The 19,032-nt window shown below is 59.0% G+C and carries 18 protein-coding genes, 1 tRNA gene and 1 pseudogene; 7 read left to right on the plus strand and 13 right to left on the minus strand.

The features are described 5' to 3' along the window. Window positions 1-26: 26 nt before the first annotated feature. Complete coding sequence (locus ACR0I7_RS13350; RefSeq protein WP_480511799.1) at window positions 27-926, plus strand: LysR family transcriptional regulator; 900 nt, start codon at window positions 27-29, stop codon at window positions 924-926. 18 nt (window positions 927-944) lie between these two features. On the opposite strand, the gene ACR0I7_RS13355 is transcribed toward ACR0I7_RS13350, so the two are convergent. From ACR0I7_RS13355 to ACR0I7_RS13370, 4 genes are all read right to left on the minus strand, one after another. Continuing rightward, window positions 945-1,709 (minus strand): nuclear transport factor 2 family protein, encoded by a 765-nt coding sequence (locus tag ACR0I7_RS13355; protein WP_480511801.1) that lies wholly within the window; start codon window positions 1,707-1,709, stop codon window positions 945-947. A 212-nt stretch (window positions 1,710-1,921) separates the two neighbouring features. Beyond that, window positions 1,922-3,079 carry an acyl-CoA dehydrogenase family protein gene (locus ACR0I7_RS13360; RefSeq protein ID WP_480511803.1) on the minus strand — a complete coding sequence of 386 codons (1,158 nt, stop codon included), beginning with the start codon at window positions 3,077-3,079 and terminating at the stop codon, window positions 1,922-1,924. 161 nt (window positions 3,080-3,240) lie between these two features. After that, window positions 3,241-3,657, minus strand: a complete 417-nt coding sequence (locus ACR0I7_RS13365) for a VOC family protein (RefSeq protein WP_480511805.1) — start codon at window positions 3,655-3,657, stop codon at window positions 3,241-3,243. Window positions 3,658-3,778: 121 nt separating this feature from the next. Further along, on the minus strand, window positions 3,779-4,342 hold the full coding sequence (locus ACR0I7_RS13370) for a TetR/AcrR family transcriptional regulator (RefSeq protein WP_480511807.1): 564 nt from the start codon (window positions 4,340-4,342) through the stop codon (window positions 3,779-3,781). A gap of 361 nt (window positions 4,343-4,703) precedes the next feature. Here ACR0I7_RS13370 and ACR0I7_RS13375 point away from each other — a divergent pair, with 361 nt between their 5' ends. The 3 genes and pseudogenes from ACR0I7_RS13375 (at window position 4,704) to ACR0I7_RS13385 (ending at window position 9,068) form a co-directional block, all read left to right on the plus strand. Next, window positions 4,704-4,850, plus strand: a complete 147-nt coding sequence (locus tag ACR0I7_RS13375; RefSeq protein WP_480511808.1) for a hypothetical protein — start codon at window positions 4,704-4,706, stop codon at window positions 4,848-4,850. A 255-nt stretch (window positions 4,851-5,105) separates the two neighbouring features. Continuing rightward, window positions 5,106-5,981 (plus strand): annotated as a pseudogene (locus tag ACR0I7_RS13380) (NAD(P)-dependent oxidoreductase); the annotation flags it as partial. Window positions 5,982-6,005: 24 nt separating this feature from the next. Continuing rightward, window positions 6,006-9,068 (plus strand): aminotransferase class III-fold pyridoxal phosphate-dependent enzyme, encoded by a 3,063-nt coding sequence (locus ACR0I7_RS13385; RefSeq protein ID WP_480511810.1) that lies wholly within the window; start codon window positions 6,006-6,008, stop codon window positions 9,066-9,068. 45 nt (window positions 9,069-9,113) lie between these two features. Here ACR0I7_RS13385 and ACR0I7_RS13390 read toward each other — a convergent pair whose 3' ends face one another. Together ACR0I7_RS13390 and hemP are read right to left on the minus strand one after the other, a co-directional pair. Next, the gene (locus tag ACR0I7_RS13390) at window positions 9,114-9,590 is read right to left on the minus strand and encodes a hypothetical protein (RefSeq protein WP_480511812.1); all 477 of its coding nucleotides are present in this window, start codon (window positions 9,588-9,590) and stop codon (window positions 9,114-9,116) included. Further along, window positions 9,587-9,754, minus strand: a complete 168-nt coding sequence (gene hemP, locus ACR0I7_RS13395; protein WP_170328602.1) for a hemin uptake protein HemP — start codon at window positions 9,752-9,754, stop codon at window positions 9,587-9,589. Before hemP ends, ACR0I7_RS13390 begins: the two co-directional genes overlap by 4 nt. A gap of 225 nt (window positions 9,755-9,979) precedes the next feature. Here hemP and gph point away from each other — a divergent pair, with 225 nt between their 5' ends. Further along, a complete protein-coding gene (gph, locus tag ACR0I7_RS13400) occupies window positions 9,980-10,663 on the plus strand; it encodes a phosphoglycolate phosphatase (protein ID WP_480511814.1) in 684 nt (227 codons plus the stop codon). Window positions 10,664-10,846: 183 nt separating this feature from the next. On the opposite strand, the gene ACR0I7_RS13405 is transcribed toward gph, so the two are convergent. The 6 genes from ACR0I7_RS13405 to ACR0I7_RS13430 form a co-directional block, all read right to left on the minus strand. After that, entirely contained in the window at window positions 10,847-12,136 is a 1,290-nt protein-coding gene (locus tag ACR0I7_RS13405; RefSeq protein WP_480511815.1) for an acetate/propionate family kinase, read from the minus strand. After that, window positions 12,136-13,521, minus strand: coding sequence for a bifunctional enoyl-CoA hydratase/phosphate acetyltransferase (locus ACR0I7_RS13410; protein ID WP_480511816.1), 1,386 nt, complete (start codon window positions 13,519-13,521; stop codon window positions 12,136-12,138). Before ACR0I7_RS13410 ends, ACR0I7_RS13405 begins: the two co-directional genes overlap by 1 nt. 237 nt (window positions 13,522-13,758) lie before the next feature. After that, window positions 13,759-13,995: a hypothetical protein gene (locus ACR0I7_RS13415; protein WP_480511817.1), complete on the minus strand. Its 237-nt coding sequence runs from the start codon at window positions 13,993-13,995 to the stop codon at window positions 13,759-13,761. Window positions 13,996-14,384: 389 nt separating this feature from the next. Continuing rightward, window positions 14,385-14,461 (minus strand) — tRNA-Arg (locus ACR0I7_RS13420). Window positions 14,462-14,482: 21 nt separating this feature from the next. After that, the gene (locus ACR0I7_RS13425) at window positions 14,483-14,959 is read right to left on the minus strand and encodes a GNAT family N-acetyltransferase (RefSeq protein WP_480511819.1); all 477 of its coding nucleotides are present in this window, start codon (window positions 14,957-14,959) and stop codon (window positions 14,483-14,485) included. Next, window positions 14,960-15,271, minus strand: a complete 312-nt coding sequence (locus ACR0I7_RS13430; RefSeq protein ID WP_480511821.1) for an ETC complex I subunit — start codon at window positions 15,269-15,271, stop codon at window positions 14,960-14,962. It lies immediately after the preceding gene. 158 nt (window positions 15,272-15,429) lie between these two features. Here ACR0I7_RS13430 and ACR0I7_RS13435 point away from each other — a divergent pair, with 158 nt between their 5' ends. Together ACR0I7_RS13435 and uvrB are read left to right on the plus strand one after the other, a co-directional pair. Then, window positions 15,430-15,909: an SRPBCC family protein gene (locus ACR0I7_RS13435; RefSeq protein WP_480511822.1), complete on the plus strand. Its 480-nt coding sequence runs from the start codon at window positions 15,430-15,432 to the stop codon at window positions 15,907-15,909. A gap of 81 nt (window positions 15,910-15,990) precedes the next feature. Continuing rightward, window positions 15,991-18,180, plus strand: coding sequence for an excinuclease ABC subunit UvrB (uvrB, locus tag ACR0I7_RS13440; RefSeq protein WP_480511824.1), 2,190 nt, complete (start codon window positions 15,991-15,993; stop codon window positions 18,178-18,180). Here uvrB and ACR0I7_RS13445 read toward each other — a convergent pair. Then, window positions 18,177-18,971: a hypothetical protein gene (locus ACR0I7_RS13445; protein ID WP_480511825.1), complete on the minus strand. Its 795-nt coding sequence runs from the start codon at window positions 18,969-18,971 to the stop codon at window positions 18,177-18,179. The two genes, uvrB and ACR0I7_RS13445, sit on opposite strands and share 4 nt — an antisense overlap. Window positions 18,972-19,032 lie beyond the last annotated feature (61 nt).

The following is a 19,032-nucleotide window of genomic DNA, read 5'->3' on the forward strand; positions in this document are numbered from 1 at the left end:
AGTCAAAAGGTATGAGGATTTGTCATATGATTGCGCCGCGCCGGTTTCTGCCCACCATCTCATCCCTGCTGGCGCTGGAGGCTGTGGACCGGCTGGGCAGCGCCTCGGCTGCGGCCGAAGAATTGTCGCTGACGCAAAGCGCAATCAGCCGCCAACTCAAGACGATGGAAGAGCAGCTGGGCGTTACGCTGATCCAGCGCAGCCAGATGCGCCTGCAGCTTACGCCCGCCGCGCGGGAATATGTATCCGTTATCCGGTCAGCCCTGCAGCACCTGGCGCAGGCCTCGCTGAAACTGACGGCCAATCCAACCGGCGGCGTGCTGAATCTATCGATCCTGCCGGCTTTTGGCATGCACTGGCTGGCCCCGAGACTGCAGGATTTTGCCCGCCGACATCCAGAGGTGACAGTAAACCTGAACACGCGGCTCAGGCCGTATGATTTCGAGACCGGTTCTTTTGACGCGGCCATTCACTTTGGGCGACGCAACTGGGCCAGAGTAAACTATCTGCCCCTGATGCGCGAAGAAGTTCTGCCGGTCTGCGCTCCCGGATTGCTGCCGCCTGAGGCTGAGCGAGCAGACTGGCTGCAAACGGCCCCCCTGCTCCACCTGGATACGCGACCCGATGCGTGGGAGCGTTGGTTCGCAGCCCAGGGTCAGCCCACCGGCGGAACGCGCGGAATGCTGTTCGACCAGTTTTCGACCATGATCCCGGCCACCGCGCACGGGCTTGGGGTGGCATTGATCCCGAGCTATCTGGTGGCCGACGATCTGCAGAGCGGCCGTCTTGTGCTGGCCTGGGACGGACCGCCCGTAAGCCTCGGTGACTATTTCCTGGTCTGGCCGCATCGACGGGCCGCGTCCGAGCCGCTGAAATCCTTCCTGCGGTGGCTTGAAGGGCAGCTGCCCGAAGCCCCCGATCCATAGCGCAGCGGGCGCGGTGTCTCAGAACTTGCCGTTGTCGTTCTTCCACTCACTGCGCGGCGCGATCTTTTCAAGGGTATCCCAACGCTCGGCGATCAGACCATCGGCAACACGGAAGAGATCGTAAAAGGAGGTGTGGACGCCTTCGAAGTAACCCTCGCACACAGTTAGAACAAAATCCCCCTCGGCGAGCACCCGGTGCAGATGACGATAGTCGACCGCACGCCGCCCGGCGTCATCCGGGGTCAGGGCGGTTTGTAGCTGAGCGATGTCGTCGCCAAAACGAGGGTTGTGTTCGATAAACGCTCCGGGATCGAGGTGGGCGACAATCTGATCGATATCAGCGCCGATCAACACATCTTGGACAAAGGCGGAGACAAAGGCGCGGTTGTCCTCGGTCGGCGCAGTCGGATCCGCTGCGGTCACCCCATCGACCATGGAATGCCCCGACGGGTTCGGCCCCTGCCGGGGCTGAATGTTGTCCCAATGCTCAACCGCCTGACCGTTTTCGAACCGAAACACCTCGAACCCGATATTGCGGCGCGAGAAATCGTATTCGGTATGTGCAAAGACATAGTCGCCGTCCTCAAAGGCACGGACAATATTCACACGCGGCGCGGTTTCGGACAGACGTTTGAACAGAACGGCCAGCCCCTCGCTGCCTTCCTGCGTTTGCGGGTTATGCTGGATGTATCTGACTTCGTTAACAACCGAGACAGCCCCGGGATCGCCGGTTTCGATGCTCTTGAGCAAAGCGCAAATCTGATCTTTTTTCGAGACTGCCATCGTTCTCTCCGCCAACGGGTCACCTGCATATGGGTCCAAGATGGCAGGCATCCCGACCCGCTGCAACGGTACGGAAAACGGCTCATAAAAGGCGCGGTCGACAAGCTGCGCGGCCTTCGGCCTTGCGTCCTGCGCCCGCGCCTGCCCGGCCCAACGTGAGGAGGCATTCCGACAGGAATGATGACGAAGGGCGGGAGAGCTCTGCTTGCCGCTCAAACGTCCAGCGAACGGGCGATCAGTTCCTTCATCACCTCATTTGTACCGCCATAGATCATTTGCACCCGCGCATCCGCATAGAGGCGGGCGATCGGGTATTCGGTCATGAACCCGTAGCCGCCAAACAACTGCAGGCATTCATGCATAACCTCGTTCTGCACCTCTGACCCCCAGTATTTGACCATCGATGCGGTGGCCGCATCCAGCTCACCCATCTCAAGCCTGGCGATACAATCATTGACAAAACTGCGCAGGACTTCGGCTTTGGTCTTGCATTCCGCCAGCTTGAAACGCGTGTTCTGAAAGTCCATGACGCGCTGCCCGAACGCCTTGCGCTCCTGCACATATTTCACTGTCTCGGAAATGGCGAAGTCAATCGCGCCCAACGCCATGATCCCGATGGTCAGCCGCTCCCAGGGCAGCTGCTTCATCAACTGATAAAACCCCTGCCCCTCTTCCGGACCCAGCAGATTTGTCATTGGCACGGCGACGTCTTCAAAGAACAGCTCGGCCGTATCATTGCCCTTCATCCCGAGCTTTTCGAGAGGGCGCCCCCGGCGGAACCCTGCAGCGTCACCAGTCTCGACCGCGATCAGCGACACCCCTTTTGCACCCAGTGCCTTGTCAGTTTTGGCAGCTACGATCACCAGATCAGCCGACTGCCCGTTAGTAATGAAAATCTTTGACCCGTTCAGCCGGTAGGAATTGCCATGCCTGAGCGCCGACGTCTTGATCGCCTGCACATCGGACCCAGTCCCGGGTTCAGTCATCGCCAAGGCACCGACCATCTCGCCCGAGGCGAGTTTGGGCAGCCATCGCTGTTTTTGGTCTTCGCTGCCATAGGCGGTGATATAGTGGATCACAATGGACTGAATACCGTACCCCCACCCGACATCACCGCGCGAGGATTGTTCATAGAGCGTGACCGCATCGAACCCCACTCCGCCGCCAACGCCGCCATAGCTTTCGTCAGTCGAACCAGCCATCAGACCCGCCGCGCCCGCCTTGCGCCAGAAGTCACGGTCAACAATTCCGTTTCCAGCCCAACGCTCGACATTCGGGACCAGCTCATCCTCCATGAACCGGCCTGCCATCTCGGCAAACATCTTGTGCTCCTCTGTGACCCAGGCAGCGGTCTTGGAAAAAAGCGGCATCTGCAACTCCCCGTCTTGAGATAGCAACAGGTTATCGCCGCGTGCGCGTCCATCCAATCCGGGTGACGCAGCGTCCTGTTTCAACACTACGCAACGTTGTCAGGGGGGCCGCCGAGGGCGCACGACACCCGTCAGACAATGCACGCGATCCTGATCCGACGTTATCCATCGCGCCCTGGCTCGTTCGGGTCGCTCGAGAACACCGCAATCTTGTTGCCCTGAGGGTCACGCAGATAGCAGACATAGAACCGCGGACCATATGACGCGCGAAAGCCCGGCGGGCCTTCGTCAGACCCTCCTGCGGCAAGTGCCGCGGCGTGCAGATCGCGAACCTGCTGCTGATTTCGCGCCTGAAAGGCCACCATGGTTCCGTTTCCGGCCGTGGCCGCCGCTCCGTCAAAAGGCGATTTGACGTAGAACTCGGGCATAAGGGCTGTCTGACCCGGCTTTGCCGGCAACGCATAGCTCAGGTCGCCGTGATATCTTTCCAACTGGTAGCCAAGCGCCAACAGCACCGCCGAATAAAACCGCTCGGCGCGCTCGATATCGTCGACCCCAACAGTCACATAGGCAATCATGCGATCCACGTCCTTCCCGTAGCCTCGTTTACGGGATGGGTTTATCACTTTCCTGAAAAATCGGCGAAAAAACGTTCACACCGCTGAACCGCCCTGCACATCGGCACGTAGCCATCCGGTCTTACGAGAGCGCCTTTTCCAGCAACACCTGCGCTGCTTCTTTCGCCTCTTGCGCCGCATCGCGCTTTTTCAGCAAAACAGCGGCAACAATCGCCCCTTCTGTCAGTAGCGACAGCTGGCAGGCCAATTTCTTGGGATCAGCGACCCCTGCCCTGCGCGCAAGCTCGGTAAAATGTTCGAGCATAACGCGTTTATGCTCGGCCGCTTGCGCATGGATGGGATGATCCCCGTCCTGATACTCAGCCCCCGCCTTGACGAAGGTGCAGCCGCGAAAATCGTCCTGCTGAAACCAATCTTCAAGAGCGTCAAAACACGCGATCAGCTGATCGGCGGGTGCGTCCGCAAGTTCTTCGGTCCGGCGCAGGAACCAGTTGCGAAAGTTTTCATCCCTCAGCCGCAAAGCGGCCAGTATCAGCTCTTCTTTGGTGCGGAAATGCTTATACATTGAGGTTTTGGATACTCCGGTTTCCGCCACCAGCTTGTCCATTCCCGTGGCATGGAATCCATCGCGGCAAAAGACTTGCAGCGCTTTGCGCACCAGCTCATCCCGTTTATTTGGCCGCATCGCATGCCTCCTGCGTGTACTGATCAGTACATATTATCAACGACTGTGATTTGCAATGACCTCCTCCAAAACCCCTTATTTTAAAGCATCTCTACGACAGAAGCCTTACTCACCAAGGAAGCTCGAAGAATTTTGACTTGAAAAGGTTTACAGATCGGTACATGTTCTAATCAAAGTTTACCGATCAGTACACCCAAAGAGCTGCCCATGCGAAACCGTTCCAGACCCTTCTCGTCTCAATACATCCCCTTCCTTCTGACCGTAGCGCTTCTGGCCGTGTCTCTGACCTGAAAGGTTCAACATGCCGTTCGCCTAATATGAACTGACCTTTACCCCCGCGGTTCGGGCGCATCAGGATCGGATGAGATCAGCTGCGCCCTATGCCAACTTCATCGACGGCGGTCCGCGACAGGGGCACCAGATCGACGGCGCCGAGAAAACCTGTATTCAAATGCGGGACGTGTTTTACCAATCGAACGTGTCAGAGACCGGCTGGCACTATGTGTAGTAGCGCGGCAGACCGTTGGGGTTCTGAATGCGTTGGGGCAGCAGTTGGCCCGGCTGCAGGCCTGGAATGAGTAGCCGAAGCAGGCACTCGCGAAACTTAATTGATACATCGGCGCAAGCCACCCCCCCCCTGCACAGGATGGCCCGTAGCGCGCGCTGCGGGGTTGCCCTTTAGGCGCAGCTTTGCTTTGTCTCTTCTGACCATACCGGTGCGCAAAGCCGCAAAGGTGACGGGCCGGACAAGCAAGAGGATCACGAAATGGCAAAAGTTGCATTCCTTGGCCTGGGCGTCATGGGTTATCCCATGGCCGGGCATCTGCAGGCTGCGGGGCATGACGTGACCGTCTATAACCGCACTACGGCCAAGGCCGAAGCCTGGGTCGAACAGCATGGCGGCGCAATGGCAACAACCCCCGAACAGGCCGCGCAGGGCGCAGAATTTGTCATGGCCTGCGTCGGCAATGATGACGATCTGCGCATGGTCTGCACGGGCGAGGGCGGTGCATTTGCAAGCATGTCCGACGGGGCGGTCTTTGTTGATCACACCACCGTTTCGGCACAGGTAACGCGCGAACTATACGCGGCAGCAAACGCGCAAGGCATCTCGTTCGTCGATGCCCCGATTTCGGGCGGTCAGGCGGGGGCCGAGAATGGCGTCCTGTCCATCATGTGCGGCGGCGATCTGGCCGCCTATGACAAGGCCGAACCGGTGATGCAGGTCTATTCGAAAATCTGCCGCCGCATCGGCGACAGCGGCGCGGGCCAGATGACCAAGATGTGCAACCAGATCGCCATCGCAGGTGTGGTTCAGGGCCTCAGCGAAGCGCTGCATTTTGCCGAAAAGGCAGGTCTCGACGGCAAAGCAGTGGTGGATGTGATCAGTCAGGGCGCGGCGGGCAGTTGGCAGATGGCCAACCGCTATGAAACCATGCTGGACGATCATTTCGACCACGGGTTTGCGGTGGACTGGATGCGCAAGGATTTGGGCATCTGCCTACAGGAGGCTAACGAAAACGGCGCATCCCTGCCCGTCACCGCGCTGGTCGATCAGTTTTACAAGGACGTGCAGAAACTGGGTGGCGGGCGCTGGGACACCTCGTCGCTGATCAAACGGCTGCGCGCGCTGGACTAGGGCGCGCATCAACGGAGGGGTGACATGACCGAGTTTTGGACACAGGCCCTGCGCACGCATTGGGGCTTTGAGGCAAAGCTGTCGCGACTGGATGGCGAATATGACCTCAACTTTCTGGCGCAAGCGACCAATGGCCAGGACTATGTGCTGAAGGTGATGCGCGCAGGCTGCGATGCCGGGCTGGTGGACCTGCAGATCAAAGCGCTTGAACATATCGCCGCAGAGGCACCCGGACTGCCGTTTCCCAAGGTGCTTGCCGATCTGAACGGCAGCCTGCTGGCTGAGATCGAGGACGCAGCCGGGGAACCCCGGCTTGTCTGGCTGCTCGAACGGTTGCCGGGGCGCTGCTATGCCGAGGCCGCCCCCAAGATCGAAGACCTGATCCTCAAGCTGGGGCGCGTTTTGGGCGCAACCGACCGCGCGCTGGAAGGGTTCAGCGATCCGGGCCTGCACCGCCCCGAATTCAAATGGGACCTGACACAGGCGCAATGGATCGGCGACAAGCTGGATATCATTGCCGATCCGGGCAGACGGGCCTTGCTGCAAGAGATCACCGAAGGTTTTGAAGCCGTCACTGCCCAGCTGGGCGCGCTTCCAAAACAGGCGATCCACAACGACGTCAACGACTACAACATCCTCGTGGATGGGGATCCGGGTCAACGGCAGAGCATTTCCGGCCTGATAGATCTGGGCGACATCTGCGCCGCACCGCGCATCTGCGACCTTGCGATTGCGGGCGCCTATATCGTGCTAGATCATCCAACGCCCGAACAGGCTCTGGCCGCATTGGTGCGCGGCTATCACGCCGCCAATCGCCTACGGCCCGAGGAAATTGACCTGATCTGGCCGCTGCTGCGGATGCGGCTGGCGGTCTCGGTCGTGAATTCGACCCTGATGGCGGCGAAAAACCCCGATGACCCCTATGTCACCATCAGCCAGGCCCCGGCATGGCGATTCCTTGAGGATAGCTCGGTCAACGGTGGCCTGATGCCGGCGCGCCTGCGGGCGGCCTGCGGCCTGCCAGTGACGGACGGGGCCGCGCGCATTCAGACTTATCTCTCGGAACATCGCGGGCAGTTTGCGCAGATGTTTGGTACCGATCTGAATGAAGCCCCGATGGGCTCTCTGTCGGTTGAAAACTCTCTCTGGCCGCAAAACCCGTTCCACATGCCGTTGGAAGAAGCCGCACGGGTGGGCGAAGAGTTCGGCGAGGGCTTCTGGCTGGGGTACTATAACGAGCCGCGCCTGATCTATGCTGAACCCGGTTTCCGCAAGGGGCCGTGGAAGGCTTCGGACCGCAGGACCGTTCATCTGGCCGTAGATGTCTTTGCCCCCGCTGGCACGGTTCTGCATGCGCCGATGAGTGGCCGGGTCGAGATTGTCGAAAACCGCGATACCCATCTGGACTACGGCGGCGTGGTGATCCTGCATCACGAAACGCCCGAAGGTGACCCGTTCTATACGCTCTACGGTCATCTAGACCCCGAGATTTGCGACCGGCTGCACCCCGGTGATCCGGTCGCACAGGGCGCTGCTTTTGCACGTCTGGGAGACGCCAGCCAGAACGGAGGTTGGGCACCGCATGTGCATTTCCAACTGGCGCTGACCACCGCAGGGATGCAGGCCGACTGGCCGGGCGTTGGTGATCCTGATGAGATGTTCCTCTGGCATGCGGTCTGCCCGAACCCGGCGGCGCTTCTGAACCTGCCGGACGAGAAGGTGTTTTACCGTCCCACGGACAAACGGGCGGTCCTGCGGGACCGGCTGGCACGGTTTGGCGGCAACCTGTCGCTGACCTATGACGATCCGGTCATGCTGGTTCGGGGCTGGCGGCATCATCTGTTTGACGAATGGGGGCGTCCCTATCTGGACGCCTATAACAACGTCCCCCATGTTGGCCACGCCCATCCACGCATTCAGGCCGTGGCCGCAGACCAGCTGCACCGGATGAATTCCAACACCCGTTACCTGCACCCGGCGCAAACCACCTTTGCCGATAAGATCCTGTCGAAACTGCCCGATACGCTCGAGGTCTGCTATTTCGTCAATTCCGGCTCTGAGGCGAATGAGCTGGCGCTGCGGCTGGCGCGCGCTCATACCGGGGCAACGGGCATTGTGACGCCGGATCATGGCTATCACGGGAACACCAACGCCGCAGTGGCAATTTCTGCCTACAAGTTCAACAAACCCGGTGGCGTGGGGCAGGCCGACTGGCTCGAACTGGTCGCGGTCGCAGATGACTATCGCGGCGCATTCAGACGGGATGACCCCAACCGCGCTGCCAAATTCGCCGATCTGGTTGATCCGGCAATTGCCGCTTTGACGGAAAAGGGCCACGGGCTTGCGGGGTTCATCGCCGAAACCTTCCCCTCGGTCGGTGGGCAGATCATCCCGCCCAAAGGCTACCTTTCCGCTGTTTACGAAAAGGTCCGGGCCGCCGGAGGTGTCTGCATCGCAGACGAGGTCCAAACCGGTCTGGGCCGTTTGGGCGCGTACTATTTCGGCTTCGAGCATCAGGGCGCGGTGCCCGATGTCCTGGTGCTGGGCAAACCGATCGGCAACGGCCACCCGCTGGGTGTTGTGATCACCACCCGCGCCATTGCCAACAGTTTTGACAATGGGATCGAGTTCTTCTCGACCTTTGGCGGCTCGACCCTGTCCTGCCGTGTCGGCAAAGAGGTTCTGGATATCGTCGATGACGAGGGCCTGCAGGACAACGCCCGCGCAATGGGCGCGCGTCTTCTGGACGGGTTGCGCCTTATCGAAACCGAGTTCCGCTGTGTCGGCGACGTCCGGGGCATGGGGTTGTTTCTGGGGGTTGAATTGATCAATCCCGACGGGTCGGAAGGCTCGGAAATCTGTCAGTATGTCAAGAACCGGATGCGTGATCATCGCATTCTTATCGGCAGCGAAGGGCCCGCGGATAACATCCTGAAAATCCGCCCGCCCCTGACCATCGAGGCAGAGGATGTCGATATGATCCTGTGGGCCTTGCGCGCAATTCTGACCGAAGTTGGTGACTACGCGCCTGCACCTGCACACGGCTGCGATCATGATCATCACCATGCCGGCTGCGGGTGCTGCTGACAAAAAAGCTCCCGGCTATGCCAGCCGGGAGCGCTGCTCTGCCTGTCAGTGTAACACAGCCGAGAGGGGCCTGTGCCCGGTCGTTGGTCGGGGCACCGCAGCGGTCATCCGCCGCAGCAGCAGCCCAAGTTCTTCGGACAGCGCAGCAAGTGCCGGCGCAAAATCAGGTCGGACGATCAGCGATGCCATCATCATGGCATCCTCGCGCGCGCCCTCGGACGCAGCTGCCACCATCTGGGCAAAGCAATTCTCATCTGCGCCCAAACAGGCACAACCCAGACCATGACGAATCAAAGGGCGGCGACCATGATGGGCGCAAAGGGCGCATAAGCGGTCCAGCGTCAGCATGGCCGAGCGTCCCTGATCCGACCCCAGCGCGATGTCGAAATCGCTGGCCGCATCCGCGCGCCCTCTTGCTCCTTCACCCCACAGGCGCAGATACATGACCGCGCCAGCTTCGACGGGGCTCAGGTCAGACAGGCGACCCACGGCCGCGCCACCGCGGGATGACGGCGTGCTCATTTCGTCAGGATCAGTTTGCCCGCGCGAGTGATGCGCAAGGTGTACAGCTGATCGCCCAGCTCGATATGGGCCAGATTACCGCCCTTCGTCAGATCTTCGGCCTTATGGGCGGGCAACATCGAAACTGCGTATGATTGGCTGGGGTTCGGGGTCTGCATGTTCATCGGGACATCTCCAGAGCTGCTGAGGCGAAGTGCCTTATCTGTTCGCATAATCAAATATCTGGCTGACCCTTGGATCTGGGCTGGCTGCGGCTTCCATCCTTAATCTGATTAAAACAGTAAGGTATGTCAACCGTGCAATTTCCACCTCTTAAAATACTTGCCATTACCCGCCGATTTCGAACAAGTTGCGCCGCAGACACAGGCATAGAAACTTGAGATTTCGCGATGGCAGCAATCTTATTTGATCTTGACGGCACGCTGGTGGACAGCCTTGCAGACATTGCCGCATCAGTGAACAGGATGCTTGGGGACATCGGATATCCCGTGGTGCCGCAGGCAACCCTAAAACGATTCGTTGGCAATGGTCTGCCCAAATTGGTTGAGCGCACCATGCGGCATTGCGAGATTCCGCTGGAACGGCACGACGATTTGGTCGGGCTGACATTGAAGCACTACACCAACGCCTCGACCGAACTCACCCAACCTTATCCCGGTGTGCCACAGGCGCTAGCGCAGCTGCAGGGTTTGGGGCACCGCCTGGGGCTCTGCACCAACAAACCCGAAGGCCCGGCGCGCCACGTATTGGACGCGCTCGATCTGGCGCAGTATTTTGAAGTCGTATTTGGCGGTGACACCCTGCCGGTGCGCAAACCCGATCCGGCGCACCTGAACGCAACCATTGATGCGCTGAACTGTTCCGGGCCCGCCCTCTTTGTGGGCGACAGCGAGGTGGATGCGGAAACCGCAGCCCGCGCCGAGGTGCCGTTTCTGCTGTTCACCGAAGGTTACAGAAAATCGCCGGCGTCCCAGATCGCCCATACGGTCGCTTATGCCGACAGCGCCACATTGCCCGACCTCGTGGCCCGGGTTTTGGCAGAGCCCACTGTGTCAATATCAGCAAAACACTAAGAACGAGCGCTCAGCGCACCAGTGCTCAAACCTTCAAACCGACTGTTGGGGGTTTTTGAGGGGCCGGCTGAGGGGGTAAGCGCCAGCCCCTCTTCGGGGAAAGTGGTTGGTCAGATTCGACCCGTTAAGAAGAAGATAACCAGAGACCAGCCGGCGCGATATTGGGGGATTCCCGTAGAAGGGCTATTTTTGGTGCATGATTTGCCGCTCTACGGCCCCCTCCTCCCTGGAAAACCTGCCTTTTTCGATGACTTTTTCGTGATGATCCGGCAGTGCCTCGACGTGATTCTCTGGCGAAAGGGGCGCACAAAGCGCGTTTGCAGCCCGCGCGATCACCAGTTCTTCGTTTGTTGGAATGACCATGACCTGAACGCGCGACAGCGGGGTCGAAATGATGCGGGCGCTATCTGCATTGGAATCGGGGTCCAGCTCGATCCCCAGCCACCCCATATCTGCGCAAACCCTCTCGCGCACCAGTGCGGAATGCTCACCGATGCCGCCGGTAAAAACGATCGCATCCAGCCCGCCCAGAACCGCCGCAAGCGCCCCCAGCTCGCGCCGGGTCCGGAAATTGAAATAGTTGATCGCCTTACGGGTTTCCGATGTGTCGGCCTCTTCCAGCGTTTTCATATCATTTGACAGGCCCGACATCCCCAGCAAGCCGGATTCCCGATACAGCAGCTGCGTAATCTCGGCCGCAGTCATGCCCTTCTGCTCCATCAGATACAGGACAACGCCCGGGTCCAGCTGACCGCAGCGGGTGCCCATCGGCAGCCCATCCAAGGCGGAGAAACCCATGCTGGATCCGACCGAACGGCCCCGGATCATGCCACACATCGAAGCCCCGTTGCCCAGATGCGCCACGATCACACGGCCACTGTGCAACAGAGGTGCGGTCTTTCTCAGATGCTCTGAGATGTAATTGTAGCTCAGCCCATGAAACCCGTACCGACGCACCCCCATGTCGTAATACTCGGGCGGCAGCGCAAAGGTGTCATTGACCCAAGGGTGGTTGCGGTGAAACGCGGTATCGAAGCAGGCAATCTGTGCTGCATCCGGGAAACGTTGCATCGCGGCGCGGACGCCGGCGATGTTGAAAGGCTGATGCAATGGGGCGAAAGGCGAGAACTGTTCAAGCTGCTGCAGGTTGTCCTGGGTCAGCAGTACTGGCCCGTCATTGTCGGGCCCGCCATGTACGATCCGATGCCCCACAGCCGAGATCACCGCGCCGGGAAAGCGAGTGGTGACAAAATCGAGCACCCGGTCAAGCGCGCTGTGCTGGTCGGTGATCTCGGCCGAGATCTCATCGATCAGCATCTCACCGTCTATGGTCTGCGCCTCGATATGGGCGTCCGCGCGCCCGATACGTTCGACCGCGCCGGTACAGACCGCCCTTGGGTCTCCGCCTTCAAGCGTGAATAGCCCGAATTTCAACGAGGAAGATCCGGAATTCAACGTGACCACATGCGTCATCAGATCTGCTCCATCATTCGGGCTGCGTGCAGTGCTGCCACTGCGCAAGAAGCTAGCCGCGCCTTGTCATCATCGGCGCGGCTGTTGAGAATGATCGGCACTTTCGCCCCTAGAACCACCCCGGCCCCTTCGGCATGTGCGATATAGGTCAATTGCTTGGCCAGCATGTTGCCCGCATCCAGATTGGGCACCACCAAAATATCCGCCCTGCCTGCAACTTCGGACACGATCCCCTTGGTGCGTGCAGCGGCCAGACTGACCGCGTTATCCATCGCCAGCGGCCCGTCAACGAGGCCGCCCCTGATCTGACCCCGCTCAGCCATTTTCGAAAGCAGCGCCGCATCCATAGATGACCGGAGCGCCGGGTTCACGGTTTCGACCGCAGACAGTACTCCGGCCTTGGGGCGCTCGATCCCGATGGAAATGGCCAGATCGATGGCATTCTGGGTGATGTCGATCTTGGTCTTCAGGTCTGGTTCGATATTGATCGCCGCATCGGTAACCAGCAACGGATGCGGCTGCCCCGGCACGTCCATGACAAACACATGCGTGAACCGCCGTCCCGCCCGCAGCCCACGATCTTTGCGCAGGGCTGCACGCAGCAGGTCATCGGTGTGCAGATGCCCCTTCATCAAAGCCCCTGCACGGCCTTCTGCGACCAGATCCACCGCAACGCCCGCCGCGTCGAAGTGATCTCGAACGGGAACAACCTCGATGCCATGCAGTGACAGACCGCAAGCGCCCGCTGCGGCCTGAATCTTATCAGGATCACCCACGAGAATCGGATCAATGATTGTCTCCTGCGCCGCCAACAGCGCCCCGCCGAGCGAATTGGGTTCTTCTGGTGCAACAACAGCCGTCGGAATCGGCGCCAGCGGCTTTGAGCGTTCGAGCAGCGCATCGAAATGCCGATGCCGCTGCACGACGAGGCCGGGTACCTCGATCTCGCTGAAATACAGCTCTTTCTCGGGCGCGATCACCACGGCGGTTCCGGTCACGATGACCGCGTCATCCGCAGGGCGCGTCACTTCGGTTTCCATCACCACCTCGCGGTGCGCCCGTTTTTCGGCAACCCGCACACGCGCCAGCAATTCATCCCCCGCATGGGCCCGGTCGACGAACTCGAAATTCTGCGACTTATAGAGGGTGCCCGCACCCGGTAATATGTTGCCCAGCACCGCTGAAATCAAAGCGCCCACAAACAGAGCCGGTGCAATCGCCTCGTTCACCATGTCACCATCGCCGTCTTCGGTGGCCAGATGCAGCGGATTGTGATTGCCCGAATTCGACGCGAAGACAAAGAAATCATCCTCAGTGCAAATGCGCTTCAGCTCTGCCTGGTCGCCGACCTTTAGCTGATCAAATGGTTTATTGTGATATTTCATACCCTTAATACCCAGCCCGTGTGAAACCTGCCACAAAGAACACTGTACGGGATGCCCGGCCTCTGATCGACCAAAAGTTCCGCTCATCTCTTCCTGCGTCAGGTGATGATGTTCAGATAGAGCCGGTTTTCTGCCTCCAACATGACCTGGCGCAAAACAGAACGAAGGTGCCGCTGGGTCAAGGCAAAATCGGGAATTGAAAGAAGGGAGTGCAAGCAGCTGCGCCGTCTCAGCCTGTCATTTTTTGACGACTGAGATATCTGCCGCACCACCGGAAACCTTGCGCCGCCCGCCCGCCGGCAGATCATTTTTCTTTTCCTCAAGCACAGTCCTGAACAGGGCGATCAGTTCTGATCGATCGATCAGGGGGTACCTTCCACTCGCCTCCGAAGCCGTGCCATCCGCATCCTCCACATATGTTGGGCGCGCAGCTTGCACTGTATCAAAGCAGTTCCGAAACAATTTGAATTGCATCTTCAGAGTCCTTTAACACTAGAGTTCCCAAAACTTGTGCCGCTGCGGACCTGAGCCGAACCCTGGTGCAAGGGCTCAAGGATCTTGTGAAGTGAGTGGTGATCCGCAGCGACACGGCGCATGTATGAAAGTTTTTCTGTACGGTTAGGGGGAAGAAACCCGGGTTTTACGTCATTTTTTTACCGACCAGTCAAAAAACCATGACGTACCTTACGTTTACGTCAACTTCCTCAATCGCGGGCGTATTTTCGCGACGTAACGTCAAAATCGAATTCCAGCATTCGAGCGCCCTCAAAGCCCTTTGAAAGACACCTGAACGACGTTGGGATTCGGTCCGCGCAACCGCGCCGCCACCAGATTCCAGGCATGAACGGAATGTGAGAGATAACTGGCGATCCCGGAAGGACTCGAACCCTCAACCTGCTGATTAGAAGTCAGCTGCTCTATCCAGTTGAGCTACGGGACCGCTGGCCTCTTCTTGCTGCTTTTAGCGTCCGGGTTCAAGGGCCAAGCGCATGAAGGCGCTGTTTGGGTCTGGCACATACCCATAAATCGGATAGCAATAGGAATACCCCAGAGACTCATAGAGTTTGCGGGCGGCGTCATATTCGGACAGATGCGCCGCACCGGTTTCAAGAACCAGTGCCGCGATCCCCTCGGCCCGCGCCAGATCGGCAAGATACTCCATCATCTGCCGCGCCAGCCCGCGCCCGCGCGCAGCAGCAAGGATATGAACCGATTTCACCTCGGCCGTGCCATCCGGCAGCGCCTTGAGCGCGCCGCAGCCTACAGGCTTATCACCGTCAAACAACGCCCAGAACCGCAGACCGGGCTCCCGCAAAGCATCGACATCCAGCGTGTGATTTGATGTTTGAGGCGTCGCATCCCAGCTGTGGGCAAGATGAGCCTCAATGATCGGGCGAATCTTTTCATCGCCCGGATCGGCCTCACGGATGTCGATCATTCAGTGGGTCCAGGGGCCGCGCCGATCGGTGGCGAAATTCTCGCCATAGCCGCGCGCGCGCAGGTTGGGCTTGCGCTTATGTGGTTCGCTCACCTGCGCGTCGATGCCATTGTCTTTGGCATAGTCCAGCGCCTCTTCCTTGGTGTCGAATTTCAGACGCACCTGAGTCTGCGTATCCGATGACGAGGTCCAGCCCATCAGCGGATCAACCTCGCGCGCCGACGCGGGGGCGTATTCCAGAACCCACTTGCGGGTTTTGGCCATCCCCGAAGTCATCGCATTCCGTGAAGGCTGGTAAATCCGTGCGCGCATGTCGCCTCTCCGTACTCACTTGGCTGAGTGTGTTTATGCGCCACAGCGCGGCGCGGGACAAGATGGCAATTGTCGCGGCGCGCCCGAGCCGCCTGATGCCAGGAATTGTCATCAGCACTCTTCATAATGAGCCTCATTACAGCCAAAGGATTAAACAGATGATCCACCATCACAGACACCTGGACATTGACGCGCGACCCGAAGCGATCTGGGCCATACTGAGCCGCTTTATGCAGATTGACGAAATCGCTCCACAGGTCACGTTCGTCGACGCCCTGACCCGTGGCCCAAACGGGATCGGCTCAAAGCGCCGCTGCTATTTTGCGAACGGCACCTTTCTGGTCGAAGAGGTCACGTATTGGGAGCCCAACCGGGGCTATGGCGTCCGCCTCTCTGATATGTCCGCCCTGCCTCTGACCGAGGCGCATGCCGCAATTGCCATCGAACCGCTGGGCGAGGCCCGCGCGCGGGTAATCTGGAGCATGGACTACACGGTGAAATACGGCGCCCTCGGCTGGGTTCTGGGGCAAACGCTGATGAAAATGGCGATGACGCGCGTGCTGGATGGCAACCTCAGGGCGCTTGCGGCAAAGCTGGGCAAGGACCCGCTGCCATACGGCCTGCCCGCCTGTTCATGAAACTGTGGACCTCAGACCGGATCAGCCCTTGCAGTTGGACAAAATAAGAACAAATGTAGGGGCCTGACCCGGAGCCCGTTTATGCCTTACGCCCATTCTGACAAGACCCAACTGACTGCCGAAGACGTACGTGCGCGCCTGAAACTGGAAGGCGGCAAACAGTTCGTCATGCATACCGAATTCGCGCCCGCTGGCGATCAGCCAACCGCGATCAAGGAGCTTGCCGGGGGCGTGAACGATGGCGAACGCGATCAGGTGCTGCTGGGCGCAACCGGGACCGGCAAGACCTTCACCATGGCCAAGGTCATCGAGGAAACTCAGCGCCCCGCGATTATCCTGGCCCCCAACAAGACGCTGGCCGCTCAGCTTTATGGTGAGTTCAAAGGCTTCTTCCCCGAGAACTCGGTAGAATACTTCGTGTCGTATTATGACTACTACCAGCCCGAAGCCTATGTGGCGCGCTCGGACACCTACATAGAAAAAGAATCGCAGATCAACGAACAGATCGACAGGATGCGCCACTCGGCCACCCGGGCGCTGTTGGAGCGTGATGACGTGATTATCGTCGCTTCGGTGTCCTGTATCTACGGCATCGGTTCGGTCGAGACCTATGGGGCGATGACGCAGGATCTGAAGGTCGGCAGCGAATATGACCAGCGGCAGGTGATGTCTGATCTGGTTGCCCAGCAATACCGCCGCAACGATCAGGCGTTTCAGCGCGGCTCGTTCCGGGTGCGGGGTGATTCCCTGGAAATCTGGCCCGCCCACCTTGAGGACCGCGCGTGGAAGTTCTCGTTCTTCGGCGAGGAACTGGAACAGATCACCGAGTTCGACCCGCTGACCGGCGAACGCGCCACCTCGATGGAGCAGGTGCGGGTTTATGCAAACTCGCACTACGTGACGCCGAAACCCACAATGAATCAGGCCATCATCGGGATCAAAAAAGAACTCCGCATCCGGCTCGACCAACTGGTGGGCGAGGGCAAACTGCTGGAGGCCCAACGACTGGAACAGCGCACAAATTTCGATCTGGAAATGCTCGAGGCCACCGGCGTCTGCAACGGGATCGAGAACTACTCGCGCTATCTCACCGGCCGCGCCCCAGGCGAGCCTCCCCCCACCCTATTCGAATTCATCCCCGACAATGCCATTGTCTTCGCCGACGAATCCCATGTCAGCGTGCCCCAAATCGGCGGTATGTACCGGGGCGACTATCGGCGCAAGTTTACGCTGGCCGAACACGGGTTCCGCCTGCCGTCCTGCATGGATAACCGCCCCCTCAAGTTCGAGGAATGGGATGCCATGCGCCCTCAATCCGTCTTCGTCTCGGCCACCCCGGCCAAATGGGAGATCGAACAAACCGGCGGCGTTTTCACCGAACAGGTGATCCGCCCCACCGGCCTCTTGGACCCTGAGGTCGAGATCCGGCCCGTGTCGATGCAGGTGGACGACCTGCTGGACGAGGTGCGCAAGGTCGCCTCCGATGGCTATCGCACGCTGGTCACCACGCTGACCAAACGCATGGCCGAGGACCTGACCGAATATCTGCACGAACAAGGCATCAAAGTCCGCTACATGCACTCGGATATCGACACGCTGGAACGCATCGAAATCCTGCGCGACCTGCGGCTGGGGGCGTTTGATGTGCTGGTTGGCATCAACCTGCTGCGCGAAGGCCTGGACATCCCCGAATGCGGGCTGGTCGCCATTCTGGACGCCGACAAAGAGGGTTTCCTGCGGTCCGAGACCTCTCTGGTGCAAACCATCGGCCGCGCCGCACGAAACGCCGATGGCCGGGTGATCATGTATGCCGACAAGATCACCGGCTCGATGGAGCGCGCGCTGAACGAAACCAACCGCCGCCGCGCCAAACAGATCGCCTATAACGAGGAACACGGCATCACGCCCGAGACCGTCAAAAAGAACGTCGAGGACGTTCTGGCCGGTCTCTACGAAGGCGACGTCGACATGAACCGCGTCACCGCCACCATCGACAAACCGATGCACGGTGCCAATCTCGAGGCGCATCTGGACGGGTTGCGCGACCAGATGCGCAAAGCCGCCGAGAACCTTGAATTCGAAGAGGCCGCCAACATCCGGGACGAGATCAAACGTCTGGAAGCGGTCGATCTGGCCGTCGCCGACGACCCCATGGCGCGCCAATGGGCGGTCGAGAAAGCCTCGGAAGATGCCGTGAAATCGCGTGGACGGTCTACGGCTGGCAGGCCGGGGCAGCGGGGTGGGAATGTGAAGCGGCGGAAGCGCAGTTAGTTTTTTTTGTAGTTCATCGTCGCATACTTACCTGCCCGCCCCTCGCGGAAGCTAATTTCATCCCAAGCTCTTCTCTCCGATGGAAGCCTTCTTTTTGCTGCGTCCATGAATTTTTTGGTGTCTTCACTTGATATTAGTGCATGGGAAATAGAAACAACCTCGTACAGAGGGGCAGATAGCGGACCTACATAGGTATGCTGTTCGTCAAGAAATCGATGCCTTCCTCCAATAGGTTCGATCCACTTGCCCCGTCGGTTGTCCCAGTGAACGCCTCCAAGTTTGTTGGCAACATATCTAATAATCCCTTCACGGCTCACCCGAGCGGAACCAGTCAATACCGATGAGGACGAATAAAACTCTGAGATTGGGAAGTTTCTTTGACTTGGTCTTACCTCGCTCTTTAGTTCTTTGATTTTTTCTTCTTTTTGCTCTTCGGAAAAATCAGCTTTTGGAACAACAAATAATGCTAAGCTACGATGGTAAGCTGGCTTCGTCGGCGCCCCTCCTGCATAGGCATAATGAATGTATTTTGGGTCTATGCTTGCTATAGATGCATCTAAGTCAACCGCAGGTATGTTTGGTTCCTCAACCATACCTAAGAAGGTCCAAGCCGCTTCATACATACGGTCAACAACTAGGCGGCGCAAAACGGAAGCGTAAATACGCGCGATAGTACAAGTTGGTTGCTCGGTCCAAGTCGACTCGATGAATTCTAAGTCTTCTAAAACCGTAGATATAAAATGACCCAGCCCCCTGAAATCAGGCCATTGAGGTGTTAGTAATCCGTCCAAGCAAAGGATGGACTATGAAACGCAGATTTAGCGACGAACAGATCATTGGAATGATCAAGGA

Source organism: Ruegeria sp. AM1, from assembly GCF_056540745.1.

Bases quoted from the DNA above. Each gene is read 5' to 3' on its own strand.
- ACR0I7_RS13350 (WP_480511799.1), top strand. From the start codon at position 27: ATGATTGCGCCGCGCCGGTTTCTGCCCACCATCTCATCCCTGCTGGCG.
- ACR0I7_RS13355 (WP_480511801.1), bottom strand. From the start codon at position 1,709: ATGGCAGTCTCGAAAAAAGATCAGATTTGCGCTTTGCTCAAGAGCATC.
- ACR0I7_RS13360 (WP_480511803.1), bottom strand. From the start codon at position 3,079: ATGCCGCTTTTTTCCAAGACCGCTGCCTGGGTCACAGAGGAGCACAAG.
- ACR0I7_RS13365 (WP_480511805.1), bottom strand. From the start codon at position 3,657: ATGATTGCCTATGTGACTGTTGGGGTCGACGATATCGAGCGCGCCGAG.
- ACR0I7_RS13370 (WP_480511807.1), bottom strand. From the start codon at position 4,342: ATGCGGCCAAATAAACGGGATGAGCTGGTGCGCAAAGCGCTGCAAGTC.
- ACR0I7_RS13375 (WP_480511808.1), top strand. From the start codon at position 4,704: ATGAGATCAGCTGCGCCCTATGCCAACTTCATCGACGGCGGTCCGCGA.
- ACR0I7_RS13385 (WP_480511810.1), top strand. From the start codon at position 6,006: ATGACCGAGTTTTGGACACAGGCCCTGCGCACGCATTGGGGCTTTGAG.
- ACR0I7_RS13390 (WP_480511812.1), bottom strand. From the start codon at position 9,590: ATGAGCACGCCGTCATCCCGCGGTGGCGCGGCCGTGGGTCGCCTGTCT.
- hemP (WP_170328602.1), bottom strand. From the start codon at position 9,754: ATGAACATGCAGACCCCGAACCCCAGCCAATCATACGCAGTTTCGATG.
- gph (WP_480511814.1), top strand. From the start codon at position 9,980: ATGGCAGCAATCTTATTTGATCTTGACGGCACGCTGGTGGACAGCCTT.
- ACR0I7_RS13405 (WP_480511815.1), bottom strand. From the start codon at position 12,136: ATGACGCATGTGGTCACGTTGAATTCCGGATCTTCCTCGTTGAAATTC.
- ACR0I7_RS13410 (WP_480511816.1), bottom strand. From the start codon at position 13,521: ATGAAATATCACAATAAACCATTTGATCAGCTAAAGGTCGGCGACCAG.
- ACR0I7_RS13415 (WP_480511817.1), bottom strand. From the start codon at position 13,995: ATGCAATTCAAATTGTTTCGGAACTGCTTTGATACAGTGCAAGCTGCG.
- ACR0I7_RS13425 (WP_480511819.1), bottom strand. From the start codon at position 14,959: ATGATCGACATCCGTGAGGCCGATCCGGGCGATGAAAAGATTCGCCCG.
- ACR0I7_RS13430 (WP_480511821.1), bottom strand. From the start codon at position 15,271: ATGCGCGCACGGATTTACCAGCCTTCACGGAATGCGATGACTTCGGGG.
- ACR0I7_RS13435 (WP_480511822.1), top strand. From the start codon at position 15,430: ATGATCCACCATCACAGACACCTGGACATTGACGCGCGACCCGAAGCG.
- uvrB (WP_480511824.1), top strand. From the start codon at position 15,991: ATGCCTTACGCCCATTCTGACAAGACCCAACTGACTGCCGAAGACGTA.